This window comes from Mycobacterium sp. RTGN4 (assembly GCF_033804635.1).
GTDB lineage: Bacteria > Actinomycetota > Actinomycetes > Mycobacteriales > Mycobacteriaceae > Mycobacterium.
In genome coordinates this window covers 363,435-386,638 of the sequence record NZ_JAPZLB010000006.1, presented here as the reverse complement: position 1 = coordinate 386,638, position 23,204 = coordinate 363,435, and the positions used below count along the sequence as shown (strand labels likewise).

Annotated in this window: 21 protein-coding genes; 17 read left to right on the top strand and 4 right to left on the bottom strand. The window is 66.5% G+C overall.

What is annotated here, in order from left to right; translation table 11 throughout:
* Window positions 1–14: 14 nt before the first annotated feature.
* Window positions 15–998, top strand: coding sequence for an NAD(P)H-quinone oxidoreductase (locus SLQ30_RS15915; protein WP_319448504.1), 984 nt, complete (start codon window positions 15–17; stop codon window positions 996–998).
* A gap of 18 nt (window positions 999–1,016) precedes the next feature.
* Here SLQ30_RS15915 and SLQ30_RS15910 read toward each other — a convergent pair whose 3' ends face one another.
* Window positions 1,017–2,213, bottom strand: coding sequence for a cysteine desulfurase-like protein (locus SLQ30_RS15910; protein WP_319448503.1), 1,197 nt, complete (start codon window positions 2,211–2,213; stop codon window positions 1,017–1,019).
* A gap of 111 nt (window positions 2,214–2,324) precedes the next feature.
* On the opposite strand from SLQ30_RS15910, the gene SLQ30_RS15905 reads away from it, so the two are divergent.
* Genes SLQ30_RS15905 through SLQ30_RS15885 form a run of 5 tightly spaced genes read left to right on the top strand, consistent with a single transcriptional unit; the run spans window position 2,325 to window position 7,389 of the window.
* Window positions 2,325–4,268 carry a DUF6541 family protein gene (locus tag SLQ30_RS15905; RefSeq protein WP_319448502.1) on the top strand — a complete coding sequence of 648 codons (1,944 nt, stop codon included), beginning with the start codon at window positions 2,325–2,327 and terminating at the stop codon, window positions 4,266–4,268.
* Window positions 4,269–4,284: 16 nt separating this feature from the next.
* The gene (locus tag SLQ30_RS15900) at window positions 4,285–4,806 is read left to right on the top strand and encodes a bacterial proteasome activator family protein (RefSeq protein WP_319448501.1); all 522 of its coding nucleotides are present in this window, start codon (window positions 4,285–4,287) and stop codon (window positions 4,804–4,806) included.
* A 10-nt stretch (window positions 4,807–4,816) separates the two neighbouring features.
* Complete coding sequence (locus SLQ30_RS15895; RefSeq protein ID WP_319448500.1) at window positions 4,817–5,638, top strand: ABC transporter ATP-binding protein; 822 nt, start codon at window positions 4,817–4,819, stop codon at window positions 5,636–5,638.
* Entirely contained in the window at window positions 5,639–6,562 is a 924-nt protein-coding gene (locus SLQ30_RS15890; protein WP_319448499.1) for a glycosyltransferase family 2 protein, read from the top strand.
* Window positions 6,559–7,389, top strand: a complete 831-nt coding sequence (locus tag SLQ30_RS15885) for an ABC transporter permease (protein ID WP_319448498.1) — start codon at window positions 6,559–6,561, stop codon at window positions 7,387–7,389. The genes SLQ30_RS15890 and SLQ30_RS15885 overlap by 4 nt, the downstream gene beginning before the upstream one ends.
* Before the next feature lie 24 nt (window positions 7,390–7,413).
* Here the strand turns inward: SLQ30_RS15885 and SLQ30_RS15880 are convergent, their stop codons facing one another.
* Window positions 7,414–7,851: a DoxX family protein gene (locus tag SLQ30_RS15880; RefSeq protein ID WP_319448497.1), complete on the bottom strand. Its 438-nt coding sequence runs from the start codon at window positions 7,849–7,851 to the stop codon at window positions 7,414–7,416.
* Between the two features lie 58 nt (window positions 7,852–7,909).
* Between SLQ30_RS15880 and SLQ30_RS15875 the strand changes: the two genes are divergently transcribed.
* A complete protein-coding gene (locus SLQ30_RS15875) occupies window positions 7,910–8,296 on the top strand; it encodes a VOC family protein (protein WP_319448496.1) in 387 nt (128 codons plus the stop codon).
* A 10-nt stretch (window positions 8,297–8,306) separates the two neighbouring features.
* On the opposite strand, the gene SLQ30_RS15870 is transcribed toward SLQ30_RS15875, so the two are convergent.
* On the bottom strand, window positions 8,307–8,777 hold the full coding sequence (locus SLQ30_RS15870; protein ID WP_319448495.1) for a carboxymuconolactone decarboxylase family protein: 471 nt from the start codon (window positions 8,775–8,777) through the stop codon (window positions 8,307–8,309).
* A gap of 49 nt (window positions 8,778–8,826) precedes the next feature.
* Here SLQ30_RS15870 and SLQ30_RS15865 point away from each other — a divergent pair, with 49 nt between their 5' ends.
* From SLQ30_RS15865 to SLQ30_RS15820, 10 genes are all read left to right on the top strand, one after another.
* On the top strand, window positions 8,827–10,236 hold the full coding sequence (locus SLQ30_RS15865) for a PLP-dependent aminotransferase family protein (RefSeq protein WP_319448494.1): 1,410 nt from the start codon (window positions 8,827–8,829) through the stop codon (window positions 10,234–10,236).
* Between the two features lie 118 nt (window positions 10,237–10,354).
* Window positions 10,355–11,062: a GAF and ANTAR domain-containing protein gene (locus SLQ30_RS15860; RefSeq protein WP_319448493.1), complete on the top strand. Its 708-nt coding sequence runs from the start codon at window positions 10,355–10,357 to the stop codon at window positions 11,060–11,062.
* Window positions 11,063–11,077: 15 nt separating this feature from the next.
* The gene (locus SLQ30_RS15855; RefSeq protein ID WP_319448492.1) at window positions 11,078–11,839 is read left to right on the top strand and encodes a GAF and ANTAR domain-containing protein; all 762 of its coding nucleotides are present in this window, start codon (window positions 11,078–11,080) and stop codon (window positions 11,837–11,839) included.
* A gap of 88 nt (window positions 11,840–11,927) precedes the next feature.
* A complete protein-coding gene (locus SLQ30_RS15850) occupies window positions 11,928–12,371 on the top strand; it encodes a hypothetical protein (RefSeq protein WP_319448491.1) in 444 nt (147 codons plus the stop codon).
* Window positions 12,372–12,395: 24 nt separating this feature from the next.
* A complete protein-coding gene (locus SLQ30_RS15845) occupies window positions 12,396–12,791 on the top strand; it encodes a GtrA family protein (protein ID WP_319448570.1) in 396 nt (131 codons plus the stop codon).
* A 19-nt stretch (window positions 12,792–12,810) separates the two neighbouring features.
* Entirely contained in the window at window positions 12,811–14,184 is a 1,374-nt protein-coding gene (locus SLQ30_RS15840; RefSeq protein WP_319448490.1) for an FAD-binding oxidoreductase, read from the top strand.
* On the top strand, window positions 14,185–14,967 hold the full coding sequence (locus SLQ30_RS15835; protein ID WP_319448489.1) for a decaprenylphospho-beta-D-erythro-pentofuranosid-2-ulose 2-reductase: 783 nt from the start codon (window positions 14,185–14,187) through the stop codon (window positions 14,965–14,967).
* A gap of 14 nt (window positions 14,968–14,981) precedes the next feature.
* Window positions 14,982–16,859 (top strand): galactan 5-O-arabinofuranosyltransferase, encoded by a 1,878-nt coding sequence (locus SLQ30_RS15830; protein ID WP_319448488.1) that lies wholly within the window; start codon window positions 14,982–14,984, stop codon window positions 16,857–16,859.
* Window positions 16,856–20,164: an arabinosyltransferase domain-containing protein gene (locus SLQ30_RS15825; RefSeq protein WP_319448487.1), complete on the top strand. Its 3,309-nt coding sequence runs from the start codon at window positions 16,856–16,858 to the stop codon at window positions 20,162–20,164. Before SLQ30_RS15830 ends, SLQ30_RS15825 begins: the two co-directional genes overlap by 4 nt.
* A gap of 147 nt (window positions 20,165–20,311) precedes the next feature.
* Complete coding sequence (locus tag SLQ30_RS15820) at window positions 20,312–22,201, top strand: glycosyltransferase (RefSeq protein WP_319448486.1); 1,890 nt, start codon at window positions 20,312–20,314, stop codon at window positions 22,199–22,201.
* Here SLQ30_RS15820 and SLQ30_RS15815 read toward each other — a convergent pair.
* The gene (locus SLQ30_RS15815) at window positions 22,198–23,031 is read right to left on the bottom strand and encodes a class I SAM-dependent methyltransferase (protein ID WP_319448569.1); all 834 of its coding nucleotides are present in this window, start codon (window positions 23,029–23,031) and stop codon (window positions 22,198–22,200) included. The two genes, SLQ30_RS15820 and SLQ30_RS15815, sit on opposite strands and share 4 nt — an antisense overlap.
* Window positions 23,032–23,204 lie beyond the last annotated feature (173 nt).

Below are 23,204 nucleotides of genomic sequence, written 5' to 3'. Positions count from 1 at the left end.
GTAGCGTTATTGACATGCTCGCAATCGTTGCCGAACACGAGTCCACGCTGTCCTTGCGAGAAGTTCCCGACGTCGCAGTTCAACGCGGCGGAGTAGTCATCGAAGTGGTAGCCGCAGGCGTCAACCGGGCCGACCTCTTGCAGGCCGCCGGCCACTACTCGCCACCGCCGGGCGCCAGCGAGACCATCGGGCTCGAGGTGTCGGGGCGCATCGCGGAGGTCGGCCCCGACGTCGACGGATGGTCAGTCGGCCAAGAGGTGTGCGCTTTGCTGGCAGGCGGCGGGTACGCAACGAAGGTCGCAGTGCCGGCAGGGCAAGTCATGCCCGTTCCGGAGGGTGTTGCGCTCGATCAGGCCGCCGCACTCCCCGAAGTCGCTTGCACCGTGTGGTCCAACCTCGAGATGACGGCGCATCTGTCGACCGGCCAAGTACTCCTGATCCACGGCGGCGCAAGCGGTATCGGCACGCATGCCATCCAGGTGGCCCGCACGCTCGGGGCCCGCGTCGCGGTCACCGCCGGGTCCGCCGAGAAGCTCGACGTCTGCACCACACTCGGCGCAGACATCACGATCGACTACCGCGAGCAAGACTTCGTCGAACGCATCAGGGCGGAGACCGGAGGGGCCGGGGCCGACGTCATCTTCGACATCATGGGGGCGTCCTACCTAGCCAGGAACATCGAGGCACTGGCGCCCGACGGAAGACTCATCGTGATCGGGTTCCAGGGCGGGCTCACGGCTGAACTCAACCTGGGCGCGCTGATGGCCAAGCGCGCCGGCGTCATCTCGACGGCGCTGCGCTCCCGTCCCGTCGACGGGCCAGGCGGCAAGCGCGAGATCGTCGACGCTGTGGTCGCCAACGTGTGGCCGATGATCGCCGACGGCAGGGTGCGACCCATCGTCGGCGCCGAGTTGCCCATCGAGGAGGCGAGTGAAGCCCACCGGTTGCTGTCGTCCGGCGAAGTGACCGGGAAAGTGCTTCTGCGCGTGTCGGATTGAGCGTTCAGCCAGCCGAGCTCAGCCTAACGACGCCAGCGCGCGCACCAGCTGATCCAACTCCGACACCGTGCTGTAGTGCGAAAGCCCGATGGTGACCGCGCCGCCGATGTCATTGACGCCGATCGCGTCGAGCACCCGCGAACTGGTGTTGCACACCGCGAGCACGCCGTTGTCGGCGAGCCGTTGCACCACCCGTTCGGCAGGCACCCCGTGCACCGCCAGACTCATCACGGGTATCCGCACCTCGGGTTGCCCGATCACCATCACCAACGGCAGCGACCGCAACGACGTCACCAGGTAGTCGAACAGCCGATCCATGTAGGTCGCGGCCGATTGCATTGAAACGGAGAGTCTTTCGCGACGAGTGCCGGTGGCCGATTCATCGAGCGCGGCCAGATACTCGATGCTGGCGACCAAGCCCGCCAACATCCCGAACTGATGGGTGCCGACCTCCAGCCGGGCGGGGCCGGTCGCGAACGGATCGGCGGACATCGAACTGAACGAGCCGATGACCTCGGGATCCCGAAACACCAACGCGCCCACCGGCGGACCACCCCAGGCGACGGCGTTCAGCGCGACGACGTCGGCCTCGCTCTCTTCGATGTCGATCAACCGGTACGGCGCGGCGGCCGAATGGTCGACGACGACGAGCGCCCCGTTCTCGTGTGCGAGCTTGGTGACCGGCCGCAAATCGGTGACGGTGCCCACTGACGACGAGGCCGACGCGATCGCGATCAGCCGCGTGGGCTTCTCGATGAGCGTCTCCCACTGCCAGGTCGGAAGGTCGGCGGTCTCGATGTCGATCTCGGCCCACTTCACCTTGGCGCCGTAGCGACTGGCCGCCCTCAACCACGGGGCCACATTGGCTTCGTCGTCGAGCCGCGTGACGATGAGCTCCTGGCCCAGCCCGACTCGCGACGACGCACAGTCGGCCAGCGCGGTCAGCAGGATGGCGCGGTCCGCGCCGAGCACGACGCCACGCGGATCACCGCCGACGAGATCGGCGACGGCCTGTCGCGCGGCCTTGAGCACCCCCGCGCTGCGCTGCGCGGCGGGGTGCGGGCCGATGTCCGTCGTCAACGATCCGCGGAAGGCCGTCGAGACCGTGGTGGCCACCGAATCCGGCAGCAGCATGCCGTACGGAGCATCGAAATGCACCCAGCCGTCGCCCAGCGACGGGTGCAGACCACGCACCCGGGCGACGTCGTATGCCATGCCAGCCACCTTCGAGTGTCTGTGAATACCGCGACCCGACACGATTTCGGAGGTGCCCGCCCGCGCGTGTGCCGCGGCAGACCAGGTCACCTGGGCAGCCATACTAGTCCAGTGAGCTTGGCGTCCGGAGTGCTAATCGCACTGCTGTTGCTGGTTGTTCCGGGAGCAATCGTTGCAAGGGCCGCGCAGCTAACCTGGCCGGTAGCCGTCGCGGTGGGTCCAGCGCTCACCTACGGCGTCGTCGCACTCGCCATTCTTCCGATGGGCGCGGTCGGCATCCCATGGAACGCATGGACGGCGTTGCTCGCGTTAGTGCTCGTCGTGATCCTCGTCACGATTGCGCACATCGCGCTTTCCCGCTTCCGCGACCGCCCCGCCGAAGGTCGCGCGCCCTCGACGGGGCCCGGCCTGGTGGTAGCCGCCGGCGTCGTACTCGGAGCAGCGTTCATCGGGTATTCAGCAATTCGCGGGATGCCCAACTGGCAATCGATTCCCAGCACCTGGGACGCGGTCTGGCACGCCAACACGGTCCGATTCATCCTCGATACCGGGCAGGCCTCTCCGACGCACATGGGCGATTTGCGCAACGTCGAGACCCACGACGCGCTCTACTACCCGTCCACGTTCCACGCGTTGGCAGCTATCCAGGTGCAACTCACCGGTGCGACCCCCACGACCGCCTACACGCTGAACTCCCTCGCGGCGGCGGTCTGGCTCTTCCCCGCGAGCGCAGCCGTGCTCACGTGGCAGCTGATGCGCTCGCGGGTCGATCCATGGCGCACTGCGGCCGCAGCGGCCACCGCCGCGGCGCTGTCCGCGTCGTTCACCGCAGTCCCGTACGTCGAGTTCGATACGGCCTCGATGCCCAACATGGCCGCATACGGCGTCGCCGTACCCACCATGGTGCTGATCGCCTCGACGCTGCGGCACCGCGACCGCATCCCGCTCGGCATCATCGCGCTGCTCGGTGTGTTCTCGGTCCACATCACGGGGGGCGTCGTCACGGTCGTGTTCGTGGCGGCCTGGTGGCTCTGCGACGCACTCTGGCGCCCCATCCGCGGGCGGGTGGCCGACTTCGTCACGCTGCTGTGGGTGGGCGTCCCGACCGTGCTGTTGTTGCTTCCACAGTTCGTCGGAGTGCTGCAGCAGGCCGAGATCATCGTCGGGCACGCGTTCGTCACCCACGAGGGCAAGAAGAAGGCCCTGTTCGATGCGATCGTGCAGCACACCCGGCACCTCAACGACTATCCGATCCAGAACATCCTGATCGCGCTGACCGCGATCGGAGGGCTGATCCTGCTGGTGCGGCGACTGTGGTGGCCGCTGGCGGTCTGGGCGCTGCTGGTGGTGTCGGTCGTGCATTCCTCGGCGCCGTTCGGTGGCCCCGTCGGTGCGGTGACGGGCACGTTCAGTGACCTCTTCTACAGCGACCCACGCCGGCTCTCCGCCGTGATCACCCTTCTGCTGGCCCCGATGGCGGGCATCGCGCTTTCCACGATGACGTTGTTCGTGGTGGGAAGGCTGCGTCGGGTCGCGCCGCGCATCAGCCCGCGGGTCGGGTACGGCCTGGCCGCGGCGATCCTGGTCGCGGTGTCGATCGGTTCGGCATGGCACTACTTCCCACGTCACCGTCACCTGATCGGCGAGAAGTACGACAAGGTGATCATCGACGACAAGGACATCCAGGCCTTCGACTATCTGGCCACGCTGCCCGGAGCGCGCGACACCCTCATCGGCAACGCAAACACCGATGGCACCGCGTGGATGTATGCCGTCAACGGGCTGCACCCGCTGTGGACGCACTACGACTTTCCACAGCAGCAGGGCCCGGGGCTTCACCGCTTCAACTTCTGGGCGTATGCAAGCAAGGCCGATACCGATCCACGCGTCGCGGAGGCCGTGCACGCGCTGAACATCCGCTACGTCATCACCAGCACCCCGGTGGTCCGCGGGTTCGTCATGCCCGACGGGCTAGTGTCGCTAGACAAGTCGCGGTCGTGGAAGCAGATCTACGACAACGGCGAGGACCGCATCTACGAATGGCAAGGACCGTAGGAGTTTGAACACGAAGATGAATAGCCCTTCGGAAAATGACAGCGACAACGACATCGAGTTCGTCGGCGGCGACCTGGCGGCACTGGGCGCCGGGGACGCCGATTCGGATGGTCGGTCCCTGACTGACCTCGTCGAGCAGCCTGCGAAGGTCATGCGAATCGGCACGATGATCAAGCAGTTGCTCGAGGAGGTGCGCGCCGCCCCGCTCGACGACGCCAGCCGCACCCGGCTACGCGAGATCCACGCCCGCAGCGTCCGCGAGCTGGAGGAGGGCCTTGCCCCGGAACTCCGCGAAGAACTCGAGCGGCTGACGCTGCCGTTCACCGAGGATGCGTTGCCGTCAGACGCCGAGCTGCGCATCGCGCAGGCCCAACTCGTCGGATGGCTCGAAGGGCTGTTCCACGGCATCCAGACCGCGCTCTTCGCCCAGCAGATGGCGGCGCGCGCGCAGTTGGAGCAGATGCGTCAGGGGGCGCTGCCTCCCGGCACCGGCGCGCCCGGCCAGCGCGGCCCGACCGGGACCGGCCAGTACCTATAGAGCGTCGGAAGTGACCAGCCAGCCGTCGATCTCGACCCACAACGCGTGGGTCGAGTTTCCGATCTTCGACGCCAAGTCCCGCTCGCTGAAGAAGGCGTTTCTCGGCAAGGCCGGTGGCGCCATTGGACGCAACGAGTCCAACGTCGTGGTCATCGAGGCGCTGCGCGACATCACGCTGTCACTCGAGATGGGCGATCGAGTCGGGCTGGTCGGCCACAACGGAGCCGGGAAGTCGACCTTGCTTCGACTGCTGTCCGGCATCTACGAACCGACCCGCGGATCGGCCACCGTCCGAGGCCGTGTGGCGCCGGTGTTCGACCTCGGCGTGGGCATGGACCCCGAGATCTCGGGATTCGAGAACATCATCATCCGCGGGATGTTCCTCGGACAGACCCGCAAGCAGATGGCGGCCAAGGTCGAAGAGATCGCAGACTTCACCGAACTCGGTGACTACCTGGCCATGCCGCTACGGACGTACTCCAGCGGAATGCGGGTGCGCCTGGCGCTGGGCGTCGTCACCAGCATCGACCCCGAGATCCTGCTGCTCGACGAGGGCATCGGTGCCGTCGACGCGGACTTCCTCAAGAAGGCCCGCACGCGCCTGCAAGATCTGGTGGCGCGCTCCGGCATCCTCGTATTCGCAAGTCACTCAAACGAATTCCTCGCCCGGTTGTGCAAGTCGGCGATGTGGATCGACCACGGAACCATCAAGCTGACCGGTGGCATCGAAGACGTCGTGCGCGCGTACGAAGGGGACGACGCCGCGCGGCACGTGCGCGAGGTGCTCGAGGAAGACGCGCGCGACGACAAGCTGGCGCGAGAGCAACCGTAGATGAGCGAAACCGTGTGCGCCGTCGTGGTGACTCACCGGCGCGTCGATCAGCTGACCAAGTCGTTGGACGCCGTCAGCGGTCAGCTCCGCCCACCCGACCACCTCATCGTCGTCGACAACGATGACGACGGACGGGTGCGTGAACTCGTTGCGGGCCAACCTATTCCGACCAGTTACATCGGATCCCGCCGCAACCTCGGCGGCGCAGGCGGCTTTGCACTCGGCGTGTTGCAGGCGCTCGCGCTGGGCGCGGACTGGGTGTGGCTGGCCGACGATGACGGCCGGCCAGCCGACTCCACAGTGCTCGAGACGTTGTTGGCCTGCGCGACAAGACATTCCCTGGCCGAGGTGTCTCCGATGGTGTGCGATCTCGACGACCCCTCCCGACTCGCCTTCCCGTTGCGCCGAGGATTGGTCTGGCGGCGTTGGGTATCCGAGTTGCGCGTGGACGGTGCTGGGGACCTGCTACCCGGTATCGCGTCGCTGTTCAACGGCGCCCTGTTCCGGGCCTCCACATTGGAAGCGGTTGGGGTGCCGGACATTCGGCTGTTCGTCAGAGGTGACGAGGTGGACGTGCACCGCAGGCTGGTGCTGTCGGGACTTCCGTTCGGCACCTGCCTGGACGCCGTCTACCTTCATCCCCAGGGTTCCGACGAGTTCAAGCCCATCCTTGGCGGACGGATGCACACCCAGTACCCGTCGGACGACACCAAGCGGTACTTCACCTACCGCAACCGGGGGTACCTGCAGGCCCAACGCGGCATGCGGCGGCTGGTCGCCCAGGAGTGGCTGCGGTTCGGGTGGTTCTTCCTGATCACCCGGCGCGACCCCGCTGGCTTCCGCGAGTGGATCCGGTTGCGCCGCTTGGGTAGGCGAGAAAGGTTCATCCGGGGCGAGCGAAGCGACGGGAAGGGTAGAGCATGACGTTCACCGACGCGGCCGCGCAGTCGCGGACCTTCGCTCGCGCGTGGCGCGACCTGTCCGAGGGATTCGGCAAGCGCGAGCTCTGGTTGCACCTCGGCTGGCAGGACATCAAGCAGCGCTATCGACGCTCGGTACTTGGACCGTTCTGGATCACGATCGCCACCGGAACCATGGCAGTCGCACTTGGGGGCTTGTACTCCAAGCTCTTTCACCTCGAACTGTCCAAGCACCTGCCCTATGTCACGCTGGGCCTGATCATTTGGAACCTGATCAACGCGGCCATTCTCGAGGGCGCAGACGTCTTCGTCGCCAACGAAGGTCTGATCAAGCAACTACCGACGCCGCTCTCGGTGCACGTCTACCGGTTGGTGTGGCGGCAGGTGATCCTGTTCGGACACAACATCGTCATCTTCATCGTGATCGCGATCGTCTTTCCGCAGCCGTGGAAGTGGACCGACCTCGCGTTCATTCCGGCGCTCGCACTCATCGTGCTGAACTGCATATGGGTGGCACTGTGTTTCGGCATCCTCGCGACCCGCTACCGCGACATCAGCCCACTGTTGTTCAGCCTGGTGCAGCTGCTGTTCTACATGACCCCGATTATCTGGAACGACGAGACGCTGCGACAACAGGGCGCAGGAGGGTGGGCCAGAATCATCGAGTTCAACCCACTGCTGCACTACGTGGACATCTTGCGCGCACCTTTGCTCGGCGCCGATCAGGAACTGCGGCACTGGATCGTCGTGATCGTGCTGACCATCGTCGGCTGGACCGTCACGGCCTTCGCGATGCGGAAGTACCGCGCGCGCGTGCCCTATTGGGTGTGACGGTGGCGGTGCTGGCCGCGACCCTTATCGGCGCCAGCGGCGGCGCGGGGTGGCAGTCCGAACCGCGACCCGGCGTCGGCCCTCGACGCCGTAGACACCCGACCCGGAGAACACCAGCAGCAGGAAGCCGAAGCAGTACAAGACGGCCAACTCACCGCCGTTGTTGATCGGCCAGAAGCCCGCTGGCAGGTGTTGGGTGAAGAACGCGAACGCCATCTCGCCTGCCGCGATGAATGCCGCCGGTCGGGTGGCGAAGCCGACGGTGATGAGCGCACCCAAGATGGTCTCGATCAGGCCTGCCCACCAGAACGGCCAGGTGCCCGTCGGCGCCTGCTGCGGAGCAGGCCAGCCGAACACCTTCGACGTGCCGTGCAGGAAATACAGCAGTCCGAAGACGATGCGGAACACACTCAGCGCGGCGGGGGCTTGTGGATTGAGTCTGGCGTCGAATCGCGTGATCATGTGCCGACCGTACGCGCGACCCGCCAGGAAATTCACAGGTCTGCAAGTAGCGTGAAGTATGGCCCTGAACATCGATCACATCGACCACGTCGTGCTCAATTGCCGGGACGTCGACGCCACCGTGGACTGGTACGTGAAGGTGCTCGACATGCAGCGCGTGGTGTTCGGCGGCGGTCGCATCGCGTTGGCCTTCGGGGCGCAGAAGATCAACGTCCGGCCCACCGGTGCACCGAACTGGGTGACGGCGGCGACGGATGCGCCGGGTTCGCTCGACCTGTGTTTCGTCGCCGACGCCGACCCCGAAGCCATCGGTGCACACCTGCGGTCGGTCGGTGTCGAGATCACCGAGGGGCCGGTCGCCAAGACGGGTGCCCAAGGTCCGATGACATCGCACTACTGCCGTGACCCGGACGGCAATCTGATCGAGGTCGCCAGCTACCGGTAGCCAGCCCAGTTCAGCGGCGCGGTGCGGGCAGGCGCGTGGCCACGTTGATGCGGTTCCAGGCGTTGATGGTGACGGCCATGGCGATCACCTGACCCAGTTCCCGCTCGGAGAACACTTGCGCGGCAGCGCTATACACCTCGTCGGAGACGTGGCCGTCGTGCAGTTCGGTGATCGCCTCGGTCAGTGCAAGCGCCGCGCGCTCGCGCTCGGTGAACAGGTCGCCCGCTTCCTCCCACGCGGCGACGAGGGCTAGCCGTTGCTCGGTCTCACCATGTTTGCGGGCGTCGTTGACGTGCATGTCGAGGCAGAACGCGCAGTGGTTGATTTGCGATGCGCGGATCTTGATCAACTCGCCGAGTGTGACGTCGGTGTCCTTTGCCGCCGCCGTGCTCAGCGTCATCATGGCGTCGTACAACTCGGGCGACACCTTGTAGATCTTGATGCGGTCGACGGTGGTCTGGTCTTGCACTGTGGTGGTCATGTAGACCAACGTAGTGCCGAAACACCCATGTTGGTGGTTCAATTCAGTCATGGTTACGTGGGCCAATTCGGAGAGCTGGGATCTGCACCTCGAGCTCGGAGCCGCCATCGCGCCGGGCACGCGAGGGGCGAGGGAACTGCTCGTCACCGCGTTGCGCGACGCGGTACGGTCCGGCCGGCTGGCGACCGGGAGCATGCTTCCGCCCTCGCGATCACTCGCTGCGGACCTCGGATTGGCTCGCAACACCGTCGCCGAGGCGTACGCCGACCTGGTGGCCGAAGGGTGGCTTGCTTCCCGCCAGGGTGCGGGCACCTGGGTCGTCAACACCCGCGACATCCGGTCGCCGAACCGGCCCCGCGGCACGCCCGGCCAGCCCGCCCACAATTTGATGCCCGGATCCCCCGACGTGTCAGCCTTCCCGCGCAGCGCCTGGCTCGCCTCGGCCCGCCGCGCCTTGACCGCCGCCCCCACCGAGGCGCTACGGACCGGCGACCCGCGCGGAAGACCCGAACTGCGGGAAGCACTCACCGAATACCTCGGCCGCGTCCGGGGAGTGCGCACGTCACCCGATGCCGTCGTCATCTGCGCGGGCACCCGCAACGCCGTTGAGCTGCTCGCGAGGGTGTTCGCCAAGCGTGGGCCGATCGCGGTGGAAGCGTACGGGCTCTTCATCTTTCGTGAGGCCATCGCGGCGATGGGGGTCGCGACCACGCCGATCGGCTTCGACGAACACGGTGCCTGTGTCGACCAACTCGAACACAGTGACGCCGCCGCCGCGCTGCTCACCCCGGCGCACTTCTTCCCGCACGGCGTGCCACTGCACTCGGGCCGGCGCCACGCCCTGGTCGAATGGTCCCGTCGCACAGGGCGATACGTGCTCGAGGACGACTATGACGGCGAGTTCCGCTACGACCGCCAACCCATCGGCTCCGTCCAAGGGCTCGACCCGCAGCGCGTGTGCTACCTGGGGTCGGCGAGCAAGAGCCTGTCACCTGCCTTGCGACTGGGGTGGATGGCGCTGCCCGACGACCTCGTCGACGCCGTCATCGACGCAGCGGGCGGACAACAGTTCTATGTCAACGCAATCGACCAGCTGACCATGGCCGACTTCATCTCAACGGGCCAGTACGACAAGCACATTCGTCGCATGCGCAACAGCTACCGCCGCAGGCGCGACGCCTTGGTGCAGCGTCTTCGGCCCTTCGACGTCCAGATCAGCGGTCTGTCCGCGGGCCTGCACCTTCTGCTACTACTCCCCGACGGCACCGAGCACGAGGTGCTTCGCCGTGCGGGCGAGGCGGGGGTTGCGATCGCTGGCCTCTCGCGGCTGCGCCATCCCCTCGCGGGCCCGGACGTCGAAGATGCGGACGGCATCGTGGTCAACTTCGGCGCTCCTGCCGAGCACGCCTTCGGCGCCGCAGTCGATGCGCTCTGCGAGGTGCTGGCCGGCATGCAATAGTGCCGACTCACACGCGCCACGGTGGCAGACTCAGTGCCGTGCCCAATAATTGGGTCAACACCTCGCGCAGATCGCCGCGTCGTGTTCTTCGATTGGGTGAGTTGGGGGGTGCGGCCCCGTGACGTCGACGGCACAGGACTTCATGACCGCACTCGCCGAGTACCCCGACGGGTTGCTCGGGCCCACCGAACTCTGCCTGTCGTGCGTGAAGGTGCTCCCCATCGACCGGGCGGCAATCACGGTCGGCCTCGCGTCGGACACGTGGGAGCTGCTGGGGGCCTCCGATGAGACCTCGGCTCGTATCGAGGCCAAACAGTCCTTGACCGGCGAGGGACCGTCCGTCGACGCCTTGACGCGCGCGGGTCCGGTACTGGTCGACGACCTCGCCAAGCAGCTCGCAGGCTGGCCGGGCTTCACGTCGGCGCTCGGCGCCGACGCCAAGGGTGCGATGTACGCCTTCCCCTTGCAGATCGGAGCCATCGTGGTCGGGGTGCTCGATCTGTATCGCGTCGAGCCGCTGTCGCTCGAGCCGGAAGACATGACGGCGATGCTCGCCGTGGCCGACATCGTCACCATGGTGCTGCTATCCCGCACGCCACCACATGAGGTCGCAACCGACGCTGCCGAGGCGTGGTGGGTCCCCTCTCCGGCGTCGAGCGAGATTCACCAGGCCACCGGCATGGTGGTCGCCCAGCTCGCGGTGCCGCCGCGCATCGCGTATCTGCGCCTGCGGGCATATGCCTTCGCAAACGACCTTCCGCTGACGACCGTGGCGCTCGACGTGATCGAGCGGCGTCTGCGATTTACCCCTGATGACGAACGCTGAACTGGAGGATCATCGATGACGATAGAAGGAGAGGAGAGCGCGATGGACGACCGTGAGGGTCCACTGGTACATGCCTTCGTTGCCTTGGCGGACACGTTGGTGGACGACTACGACGTGGTCGAGTTCGCGCAGCAGCTCGTCGAGGATTGCGTCTCGCTGCTGCACGTCGACGCTGCAGGATTGCTCCTTGCGGACCCGCGCGGCGGACTACATGTGCTCGCGTCCACCAGCGAGCAGACCCGGCTACTCGAACTGCTTCAGATTCAATCCGAAGCCGGACCGTGCCTGCAGGCGTACGACACCGGCCGGCAGGTGCACGTTGAAGACCTCGCCACGGACGTCGACCGCTGGCCCGAATTCGCCGCTCGCGCGGCCCGAGAAGGCTTGGGAGCGGTCTTCGCAATACCGCTGCGCCTACGCAGTGAACGGATCGGAGCCCTCAACATGTTCCGCGCGAAGCCGGGCCCGCTTTCAAGCTCCGACCTACTGGTGGCCCAGGCGCTCGCGGACGTCGCGACCATCGGCATTCTTCACCAGCGGGTGCTCATGCGGGGCGCCCAGGTGAACAGTCAACTCCAGACCGCGTTGAACAGCCGCGTCGTGATCGAGCAGGCCAAGGGTGTACTGGCCGAACGGCTGGGGCTCGACATGGACCAGGCGTTCGTGTCACTGCGCAACATGGCGCGCAGCACCAACCGGCACCTCAGTGACACCGCGCGTGCCGTCATCGAGAACTCCAGCGGCACCGTCTCACCTGGGGGCAACTCGCTCTCCTGAGCTCGCCTCCCGGGCTAAACTTTGACCCGAGGTTGCCCCAGACTCCCGGCGCCGACTCAACAGAGGCTGTCCGGGGAGGGATTCGAGAGTGCAGGACCTACGTAGGCAATCGCAGCCGACCGACGCGGCCGGATATCTTCAGCAACTACCTGCCTTGGAACTTCTGTACCGCATGCCGACGGCGATGCTGGGCATCGGGACGCTCGGCAACGTCGAGTACGCCAATCAGGCGTGCGCGGACCTGCTCGGCTACGCGGACGGCGACTCGATGGCCGGGCTCTCTCTGCCGGGGCTGCTGGCCGGGCACGCGGCGCGCACGCCCGTCGACTGCGTGGCCACGCTGCGCGTCGCGCCACCCATCGTGGAGTGGAACCACTCCGAGGGCCACGTGGTCAGGACCATCGTGTCGGCTCCGCTGTCGCTTCGGTGCTCCGAGGAATTGCTGCTGGTCGGCATCACCGACATCACCGAATGGCTCTGGGAGAGCTGCCGCAATTCAACCGTCGACGAGTGGATACGACGCAGCCCGTAAGCTGCCCGCGTGGCCGAGCCCCCGATGTCGCCGAACCTGAGCCTGGCGACGCAGGCCTGGCGGTTCGTCGTCACGGGCGGGTTCTCCGCGGTCGTCGACTATGGGCTGTACGTCGGCTTGCATGCGCTCGGACTACAACGCGACCTCGCGAAGGTGATCAGTTTCATCGCAGGCACCACTACCGCCTATCTGATCAACCGCAGGTGGACGTTCCAGGCGCCGCCCAGCACCGCCCGCTTCATCGCCGTCTGTGTGCTGTACGCGCTGACGTTCGTCGTTCAGGTTGGCATCAACCACGTGCTGTACACGGTGTGGGCAGACAAGCCATGGGGGATCCCCGTCGCATTCGTCATCGCCCAGGGCACCGCGACCGTGATCAACTTCGTGGTGCAGCGCGCGGTGATCTTCAAGCTGAAGTGATGGCGGTACCCTCGTCACGATGTCAACCGTGACTACGAAGCGTCTGATGGGCTGGGCGCGCACCGCACCCACCGTCGCATCGGTGCTGACCACCCGCGACCCCGGCGACATTGTCGACGCCGTGATCAAGGCCGGTGACCGCGGCGTGATCGCCCGCGGGTTGGGCCGTTCCTACGGCGACAACGCCCAGAATGGCGGCGGCCTCGTCGTCGATATGTCGACGCTCAACAAGATCCATTCGATGGACCGCGACACCCACGTCGTCGACGTCGACGCGGGAGTCAACCTCGACCAGTTGATGCGCGCCGCGCTGCCGCTTGGACTGTGGGTACCCGTGCTGCCCGGTACCCGGCAGGTCACCATCGGCGGCGCCATCGCCTGCGACATCCACGGCAAGAACCACCACAGTGCGGGCAGCTTCGGCAACCACGTGTTGTCGATGGACCTGCTGACCGCCGACGGTGAGGTACGCACGCTGAGGCCCTCCGGGGGTGACGGCGAGGACTCTGCACTGTTCTGGGCGACCGTCGGCGGCAACGGGCTGACCGGCATCATCCTGCGCGCCACCATTGCGATGACCCCCACCGAGACGGCGTACTTCATCGCCGACGGCGACGTCACCGCGAGCCTCGACGAGACCATCGCATTCCACAGCGACGGCACGGAGGACAACTACACCTACTCAAGCGCCTGGTTCGACGCGATCAGCGCGCCGCCGAAACTGGGCCGCGCCGCCATCTCCCGCGGCTCGCTTGCCACGCTCGACCAACTGCCCGACAAGCTGGCTAAGAACCCGCTGAAATTCGATGCGCCGCAACTGCTCACGTTCCCCGACATCGTGCCCAACGGCATTTTGGTCGGCAAGTACACCTTCGGACCGATCGGTGAACTCTGGTACCGCAAGTCGGGCACCTACCGCGGCAAGGTCCAGAACCTGACGCAGTTCTACCACCCACTCGACATGTTCGGTGAGTGGAACAGGGCTTACGGCCCAGCGGGTTTCGGGCAGTATCAGTTCGTCGTGCCGACCGAGGCCGTCGAGGAGTTCAAGAAGATCCTGGTTGACATCCAGCGCTCCGGCCACTACTCGTTCCTCAACGTGTTCAAACTGTTCGGCCCCGGCAACGACGCGCCACTGAGCTTCCCCATCCCCGGCTGGAACGTCTGCGTCGACTTCCCCATCAAACCCGGCCTCGGAGAGTTCCTCGACGGACTCGACAAGCGCGTGCTCGAGTTCGGGGGGCGGCTGTACACCGCCAAGGACAACCGCACCACCGCCGAGATGTTTCACGCCATGTACCCACGCATCGACGAATGGATTGCGGTGCGCCGCAAGGTCGATCCCGAAGGCGTCTTCGCCTCGGACATGGCCCGACGTTTGGAGTTGCTGTAAATGGTGTTTGACGCCGTCGGTAATCCGCAGGCCATTCTCGTCCTCGGCGGCACCTCCGAGATCGGGCTGGCGATCGCCGAGCGCTACCTGCGCGACGCGAAGGCCCGGGTGATCCTGGCCGACCTGCCGAACCATCCGCGCAAGGACGAGGCCATCGCCGCGATGACGTCGGCCGGCGCCAAGTCGGTCGAGTGGATCGACTTCGACGGCGTCAAGACCGATACGCACCCGGCGGTGATCGAGAAGGTCTGGAGCGGCGGTGACGTCGACGTGGCGATCGTGGCCTTCGGCCTACTCGGGGATGCCGAGGAGCTCTGGCAGGACCAGCGCAAGGCGGTCCAAATCGCCGGGATCAACTACACCGCAGCGGTTTCCGTCGGCGTGCTGCTCGGCGAGCACATGCGCGCCCAGGGTTCCGGCCGCATCATCGCGATGAGCTCGGCGGCCGGGGAGCGCGTCCGCCGGTCCAACTTCGTATACGGCTCCACCAAGGCCGGGCTCGACGGCTTCTACCTCGGACTCGGGGAAGCCCTGCGCGAGTTCGGAGTCCGAGTGCTCGTCATCCGGCCGGGCCAGGTGCGCACACAAACCACGATCGACTACCTGAAGGCGACCGGCGCCAAGGAGGCCCCGTTCACGGTCGACAAGGAGTACGTCGCCGAGCTCGCCGTCACGGCGTCCGCGAAGGGCAAGGAATTGGTATGGGCGCCAGGGGCGTTCAGGTACGTGATGATGGTGCTGCGGCACGTTCCGCGGCCGATCTTCCGCAAACTGCCGATCTGAAGCCGGGCGCACGCATGCGACCGGCGCCGACTGTCTTCGGCCAGCTACTGGCCGCCGCTGCGGTGGCGGTGGTGGTGTCAGTCGTTGCGTTGATGGCGATAGCGCGCGTCCAGTGGCCTGCGTTCAACTCATCGAATCAGCTGTACGCCCTCACCACGGTCGGCCAATTCGTCTGTCTGGCTGGACTTTTAGGCTCCGGACTGCTCTGGCGACGCGGCCGCATCTGGTTGGCGAGGGCCGGCGCCGTGGTGTTCCTCTCGGCGTTCTCGGTCGTCACTCTCGCGATGCCGCTCGGCGCCACCAAGCTGTACCTCTTCGGCGTCTCGGTCGACCAGCAGTTCCGCACGGAGTACCTGACCAGGCTGGCCGACACCGTCACGCCGCACGACATGACCTATCTGGGTCTGCCACCTTTTTACCCACCGGGCTGGTTTTGGATCGGTGGACGGGTCGCCGCGTTCACGGGGACACCCGCGTGGGAGGCCTTCAAACCGTGGGCCATCGTCTCGATCACCATCGCCGTCGCCGTTGCGTTCGTGTTGTGGGCGGCCATGATCCGCTTCGAATTCGCCTTGGTCGTGACGACCGCCACCGCAGCCACCACGCTCGCATACGCCTCCGCTGAGCCCTACTCGGCAATCATCACGGTGCTGCTGCCTCCGGTGTTCGTGTTGGCGTGGTCGGGGCTGAGGGGCGGGAATCGACACGGCGGGTGGGCGGCTGTCGTCGGGGTCGGCGTCTTCCTAGGTGCCACCGCACTCTTCTACACATTGCTGTTCGGCTACGCCGCGTTCACCGTCGGCATCATGGGGCTGCTGGTCGCGGTCAGTCGCCGGAGCCGCTCCGGCGGCGACATTCGATCGAGCAGGTGGGATCCGCTGCTGCGGCTCGCCGTCATCGCGGCGATCTCGGGCGCCATCGCGCTGATCGGTTGGGGCCCATACCTGTTGGCGGCCGCCAAGGGCTCGCCTGCCGACGCGGGTACGGCGCTGCACTACCTGCCCATCGACGGCGCGCAGCTGGCGTTCCCGATGCTGCACTTCACGCTGCTGGGTGCGCTGTGCATGCTGAGCACGCTGTGGCTGGTGGTGTACGCGCGTTCGTCGACCCGCGCCGGTGCACTGGCCATCGCCGTGCTGGCCGTCTACGCCTGGTCACTGCTGTCGATGCTGACCACGCTGGTGGGCACCACCCTGCTGTCGTTCCGGCTGCAACCGACGCTCACCGTGCTGCTGAGCGCGGCAGGAGCTTTCGGCTTTCTCGAGGTCACCCGTGCGCTCGCGGCGCGCTTCGAGACACGTTCGCGGCGCATCGTCGTCGCCGCCACCGCGTTGGGCGCCATCGGGGCGATGACCTTCAGTCAGGACATCCCCGACGTGCTGCGGTCCGACATCGCCGTGGCCTACACCGATACCGACGGCTCCGGGCAGCGCGCGGACCGGCGGCCCCCTGGGGCCGAGCGTTACTACGCCGAACTCGACACCAAGATCCGCGAGACCACTGGCCGACCACGGAACGAGACCGTGGTGATGACCGCCGACTACAGCTTCCTTGCCTTCTATCCGTACTACGGGTTCCAAGGCCTCACCTCGCACTACGCCAATCCGCTCGCTCAGTTCACCGAGCGCAGCAAGGCCATCGAGGGCTGGGCCACGTTGACGAAACCCGACCAGTTCATGGCCGCCCTCGACGCGCTGCCGTGGGCGCCGCCGACGGTCTTCCTCATGCGCCACGGCGCCAACGACACCTACACCCTGCGGCTGGCCGCGGACGTCTACCCGAACCAACCGAACGTCCGTCGCTATCAGGTCACGCTGGACTCGGCCCTGTTCGACGACCCCCGTTGGTCGGTGTCCGATGTGGGGCCATTCGTGCTCGCGATCCGGAAATGACACGCGACGGCATATCAGCGCAGGCCGGACCATTAACATCTAGCAACGTGAGCCAGCAGGGTGTGGAGGCGGGAGCCAACCACCGGACCGTGAGGCTCATCGCCATCGTTGCCGGCCTGCTCGGCGCGGCGCTCGCGATCGCCACGCCCTTCCTCCCCGTCACGCAGACCACGGCCCACCTCAACTGGCCGCAGAACGGCGTGCTGCAAAGCGTCGACGCCCCTCTGCTCGGGTATGTGCCGACCGATCTGAACGTATCAATCCCCTGTCGGGCCGCCGCCGGGCTCACCGGACCTGCGAACGTGCTGCTGTCGACCGTGCCCAAACAGGCCCCGAAGGCCGTCGACCGCGGCCTGCTCATCGAGCGCGTCGGCACTGACCTGCTCGTCATCGTCAGGAACACCCCGGTCGTCAGCGCTCCGCTGGACCAGGTGCTCAGCCCCGCATGCCAGCGAGTCACCTTCACCGCGCACGCCGACAAGGTCACCGGTGAGTTCGTCGGGCTGAATGCGGACCCCGATCCCGACAACCCGACCAAGCCCGACCAGCCGCGCCGGGGAGAACGCAGCGGCTACGACTTCCGGCCGCAGATCGTCGGAGTGTTCACCGACCTGTCCGGCCCCGCGCCGCCCGGCCTCGAGTTCTCCGCGACCATCGACTCGCGCTACAGCACGTCGCCGACGCTGTTGAAGATGCTCGTCATGATCTTGGGCGTCGTGGTGACGTTGATCGCCCTCGGCGCGCTGCACCTGCTCGACTCCGCGGATGGCATGCGGCACCGCCGCTTCCTGCCGCCCCGGTGGTGGTCGATGTCGCCGCTCGACGGCTTGGTGAGCGCCGCACTGATCTGGTGGCACTTCGTCGGCGCCAATACGTCCGACGACGGCTACATCCTGACCATGGCCCGGGTGTCCGAGCACGCCGGCTACATGGCCAACTACTACCGGTGGTTCGGCACGCCCGAGGCGCCATTCGGCTGGTACTACGACCTGCTCGCGCTGTGGGCCCACGTCAGCACCGCCAGCGTTTGGGTACGGCTGCCCACCCTGTTGATGGGGCTGGCCTGTTGGTGGGTGATCAGCCGTGAGGTCATCCCCCGACTTGGGCACGCGGTCAAGCACAGCCGTGCGGCGGCGTGGACGGCCGCGGGCATGTTCCTTGCCTTTTGGCTGCCGCTGAACAACGGGCTGCGGCCGGAACCGATCATCGCGCTCGGCATCCTGCTGACCTGGTGTTCGGTCGAGCGCGGGGTCGCCACAAGCAGGCTGCTCCCCGTCGCGATCGCGCTGATCATCGGCGCGCTGACGCTGTTCTCCGGACCGACGGGCATCGCCGCCGTCGGCGCGCTGCTCGTCGCCATCGGTCCGCTGAAGACCATTGTGGGCCAACACGTATCGCGTTTCGGATACCTGGCCCTACTGGCGCCCATTCTGGCCGCTGGCACCGTCACGATCATCCTGATCTTCCGCGATCAGACCATGGCAGGCGAAATCCAGGCCAGCTCGTTCAAGTCGACCGTCGGGCCCAGCTTGGCCTGGTTCGACGAGCACATCCGCTACGAGCGACTCTTCATGGCCAGCCCCGACGGTTCGATCGCGCGCCGCTTCGCCGTGCTCACGCTGTTGCTGGCGTTGGCTGTATCGGTGGCCATGGGGTTGCGCCGTGGACGCATTCCCGGCACCGCCGCGGGCCCCAGTCGCCGGATCATCGGCATCACGATCATCTCGTTCCTGGCGATGATGTTCACCCCGACGAAGTGGACGCATCACTTCGGCGTGTTCGCCGGACTCGCGGGGTCACTCGGTGCGCTGGCCGCTGTCGCCGTCACCGCGGCTGCCATGCGCTCACGCCGCAACCGCACCGTGTTCGCCGCGGCGGTGCTGTTCATGATGGGGCTGTCGTTCGCGAGCGTGAACGGCTGGTGGTACGTCGCGAACTTCGGCGTGCCTTGGTCGAATCAGTTCCCCCAGTGGCACTTCGGCTTCTCTACCTTCCTGCTCGGGCTCTCGGTGCTGGCCCTGCTGCTGGCGACGTGGTTCCACTTCTCCGGAGGGCAGGAGCGCAGCGACCCGGGAAAGCGCGTCAGCCGGGGCAACGCTCCGCCTGGTGAAGGGCGAGCGTCACGAATAGTGCAGGCGCCCTTGGCGATCGCGGTGTGGGTAGTCGTCATCTTCGAGGTGGCGTCGCTGACGATCGCGACGGTCGGGCAGTATCCGGCGTGGACCGTCGGCCGGTCCAACCTCGAGGCGCTCACCGGAAAGACGTGCGGCCTGGCCAACGACGTGATGGTCGAAGAGGATCCGAACGCGGGCTTGCTTCAACCCGCAGGCGACGTTCCGGCACAACTCGCGCTCGGTCAGGTCACGGCACAAGGCTTCGACCCCAACGGCATACCGGCCGACGTGTCCGCGGACCCGGTGATGGAACCCCAGGGCAGTAGCAACTTCGCCGACACCGACGGCGCCACGGTGACCGGAAGTGAACCCGGCACCGAGGGCGGCACCACCGCAGCGGCAGGCGTCAACGGTTCCCGCGCCAGGCTGCCCTACGGCCTCGACCCACGCCGCGTCCCCGTGATGGGCAGCTGGCGCGCAGGCCCACAGCAGCCCGCCATCCTGCGCTCTGCGTGGTACCGACTGCCGCCGCGCGATCAGGTCGGACCACTGCTCGTGGTGGCCGCCGCGGGCAGGTTCGACCCCGGCGAAGTCATCGTGCAGTGGGCCACCGACGAGCAGGCCACCAAGAACCAGCCAGGTGGCAGCCTGGGCTTCGGCGACGTCGGCGCCGTGCCCGCCTGGCGCAACCTGCGTGCGCCGATGGACGCCATCCCGACCGACGCCACCCAGGTGCGACTCGTCGCCAAGGACGATGACCTGGCTCCCCAGCACTGGATCGCGGTGACGCCGCCGCGCATACCCAAGCTGCGCACGCTGCAGGCCGTCGTCGGCTCGACCGATCCCGTGCTGCTGGACTGGTTGGTTGGCCTGGCCTTCCCGTGCCAACGGCCGTTCGGGCACCAGAACGGTGTCACCGAGGTGCCCAAGTGGCGGATCCTGCCCGACCGCTTCGGCGCGGAGGCGAACTCGCCGGTGATGGACTACCTCGGTGGCGGGCCGCTCGGCATCACCGAACTGCTGGTGCGGGCGGTCCCCGTGCCGACCTACCTCGAGCACGACTGGTTCCGCGACTGGGGTGCACTGCAGCGGTTGACGCCGTGGTACCCGACCGCCCAGCCGGCCCGGTTGGACCTGGGCACCGCGACCCGCAGCGGATTGTGGAGTCCGGCGCCACTGAGACCGAGCTAGCGGAGCTCAAGTCAGCCCAGCTGAGCCCCTCGCGGCCGCGGCAAGGTGTCCTAACTGTGCGACCTTGTTACCCTCCTTCAAGGCATCACCCAGCCAGCATTCACAGACACTTCCAAACAACGAAGACCATTTTGGCCTAGGAGCATCATGAGCGAGCGCGGACCGGTTGCACCGGGCCAGACCAGCCCTGACGTGCTCAAGCAGCGGTTGACCGACCATGCCGCAGCCGACCGATTGGTGGTCGCGCGCGGCGTGTTCGCCGGTCCAAACGTGCAGGTGTCCGACGAGATGTACGCGCGTGTCGTCAAGGGCAAGGCCCGTCGAGAACGACATGCGTTGCACCTCGAAAAGGGCGCGACCGTCGACACCAACACGTACTTCGGGCGGCTACCCGCGAGCTACTTCCAGCGCTGGACCAACGTGGCGGAGGTGCAGCTGCGGCTGGTGCTGGACACGTCGACCTCGACCCAGTTGGCCTTGCGCGGATCGGACTCGGACGGCAATGCCCGCACTATCGCCTCCACCGAGGTGGATGGCACCGGCACCACGGTGCTGTCGGCGCGGCTGAACGAGTTCGTCGACGGCGGATCGCTGTGGATGGAATGCACCGCGGTCGGCGGCCCGGTCACGATCACGAACCTCGAGTGGACGGCGCCATCCCCCGAGCGGATCCGCCCGGCGGCGATCGCGATCTGCACGTTCAACCGGCCGGTCGACTGCGCGAACACCCTCGCCGCCATTGCCGACGACAAGGGCCTGTTGGACGAGATCGACGCCATCTACGTGGTGGACCAGGGCACCCAGGCCGTCGCCGACCAGCCGCTGTTCAATCACGTGTCCGCCCAAATCGGCGACAAGTTGGTGTATTTGCAGCAGGCGAATCTCGGCGGCAGCGGCGGTTTCACACGCGGGCTGTACGAGGTTTCGAGCGTCAGCGACCACGCCAACGTGATCCTGATGGACGACGACATCCTCTGCGAACCCGAAGCCGTGCTGCGGCTCAATGCCTTCGCCAACCTGACGCCGACGCCAACGATCGTCGGCGCCCAGATGCTCAACCTGAAGAACCCTCGCTACCTGCACGTCGGGGCCGAGGAAGTGAATCTGACGACACTGAAGCCCGGCCGGTGGGCACCCAACTCGCTGCACAGCAGCGACATGGTCAAGCACAAGCAGAAGAAACGCACCGACGCCCAGTACAACGGCTGGTGGACCTGCCTAATACCCGCGGAACTCATTGCTGCAGTGGGGCTTCCGCTTCCCATCTTCATCAAGTGGGATGACGTCGAGTACAGCCTCCGCGCCGGTGCGGCGGGCTTCCCCACCGTCACGCTGCCGAACGCGGGCGTATGGCATGCCGAATTCCACTGGAAAGACCTCGACGACTGGACGCACTACTTCATCGTCCGGAACTCGCTGATCACCGCCGCGCTGCACAGCGACATCGACGTGTCGCCGACGGGCACGATCCTGGCCCGCGTCATCGCAGAGGCGATCATCTCCATGCGATATGGACTGGCGCACACCATGATTCGCGCGCTGGAAGATTTCCTCAAGGGTCCTTCGGAGCTGGCGGACGGCGGTATGGCGGCCGGGTCCAGCATTCGCGGCGAGCGCAACGAGTACTCCGAGACCACCACGCACCCGGCCGTCAAGACCGGTGAGTTGACCAACGCGCTGCCGCGCACGCATCCTGCCGGGTTCTTACCGCGCAACGATCGCTATTACCTGGTGCTCGCCAAACGGGCGGTGTACCAATGGCTCGGACGCACGGCGCCAGGACCGGTGATGATCCCGGCCGTCGACGCGCACTGGTGGCATGTCTCGCTATTCGACTACGCAGTCGTCACCGATGCGTCGCAAGCGGGGGTCAGGGTCCTGCGACGCGACAAGCGGAACATCAGGAAGCTGTCCGTGCGCCTGTTCAAGGCCATCCGAGAGTTCCGCGCGGAAGCGCCTGTGCTGCAACAGCAGTACCGCGACGCGCTGCCCGAACTGACCAGCCGTGAGAATTGGGCGCGGCTGTTCAACAGCTAATCCAGGCGGACAACGACCTGTTCATTGCTGCCGGTGTAGGCCACGTACTCGAAGCTGCGGCCCGAGTTCGCGACGAACTCGCTCCACGCCTGATACTCGTGCTCCTGCCAGCCGGGAAAGTTGAAGAACTCGTCGAAGACGATCACGGCGCCCGGCCGGAGTCGATCACCGATCAGGTCGAGCACCGTCTTCGTCGACGAGTACAGGTCCGCGTCGAGGTGCAGGAACCCGACGGCGTCGTCGCACCCCGCCAGGAATCCTGGCAGCGTGTCCTCGAACAACCCTGCGATCAACTCTGCGCCGGGCACCTCGGGAAGCGACTCCTGCGCGAACTCGCCCGCAGGGAAGTCCGTGCGCCAGTCCTCGGGCAGCCCCTCGAAGGTGTCGAAGCCCACCACGCGAAGCTCCTTGGACAACGCTTCCGCGATGATCGTCAGCGTGGTGCCAGAAGCGACCCCGAACTCAAGGGCCAGGCCGGTCCCCTTGACCTTGCCCAGCGCAAACCGCAGCGTGTCGTGAGGGTGCCAGAACCGCTGCGCCTTGGGCATGTGCTGCAGCACGAAGGCCGCACTGTCCGCGTTGGCACCGATGTCGAGGGCGTAGGCGATGTCGCGCCGCGCACGCCATTCCAACTCGTGTAGCCGGTCGAAGACGGGACCGAAGCGGTCGTTGACCGCGCTGAGCTGATCGCTCAGTGCCTGGGTCTTCGCCAGGCTCTCGGCGTGCATGTCTTCCAACCGCTGGCGCGTCGCGGCCAGTTCTTCTCCGACCACTTCTCTCACCGCGCGCTGAAGCTTCTGCCTCGCGGCCACCTTGAGCCGGTCCAGCATTCCCAATGTCCTTCCACACGTGCGGCCCGCCGGTGAGCGCTTGCGCAAAGAGCCATGGCCCGGGGCACCCTTGATCACGACCTTAACCGGCAACGGGAGACCGTCGCGGCAAACACGTAGCGACGGGTCTACCCCAGGCACCGTTGGATCCGCAGGCGCTTCGCATAACATCG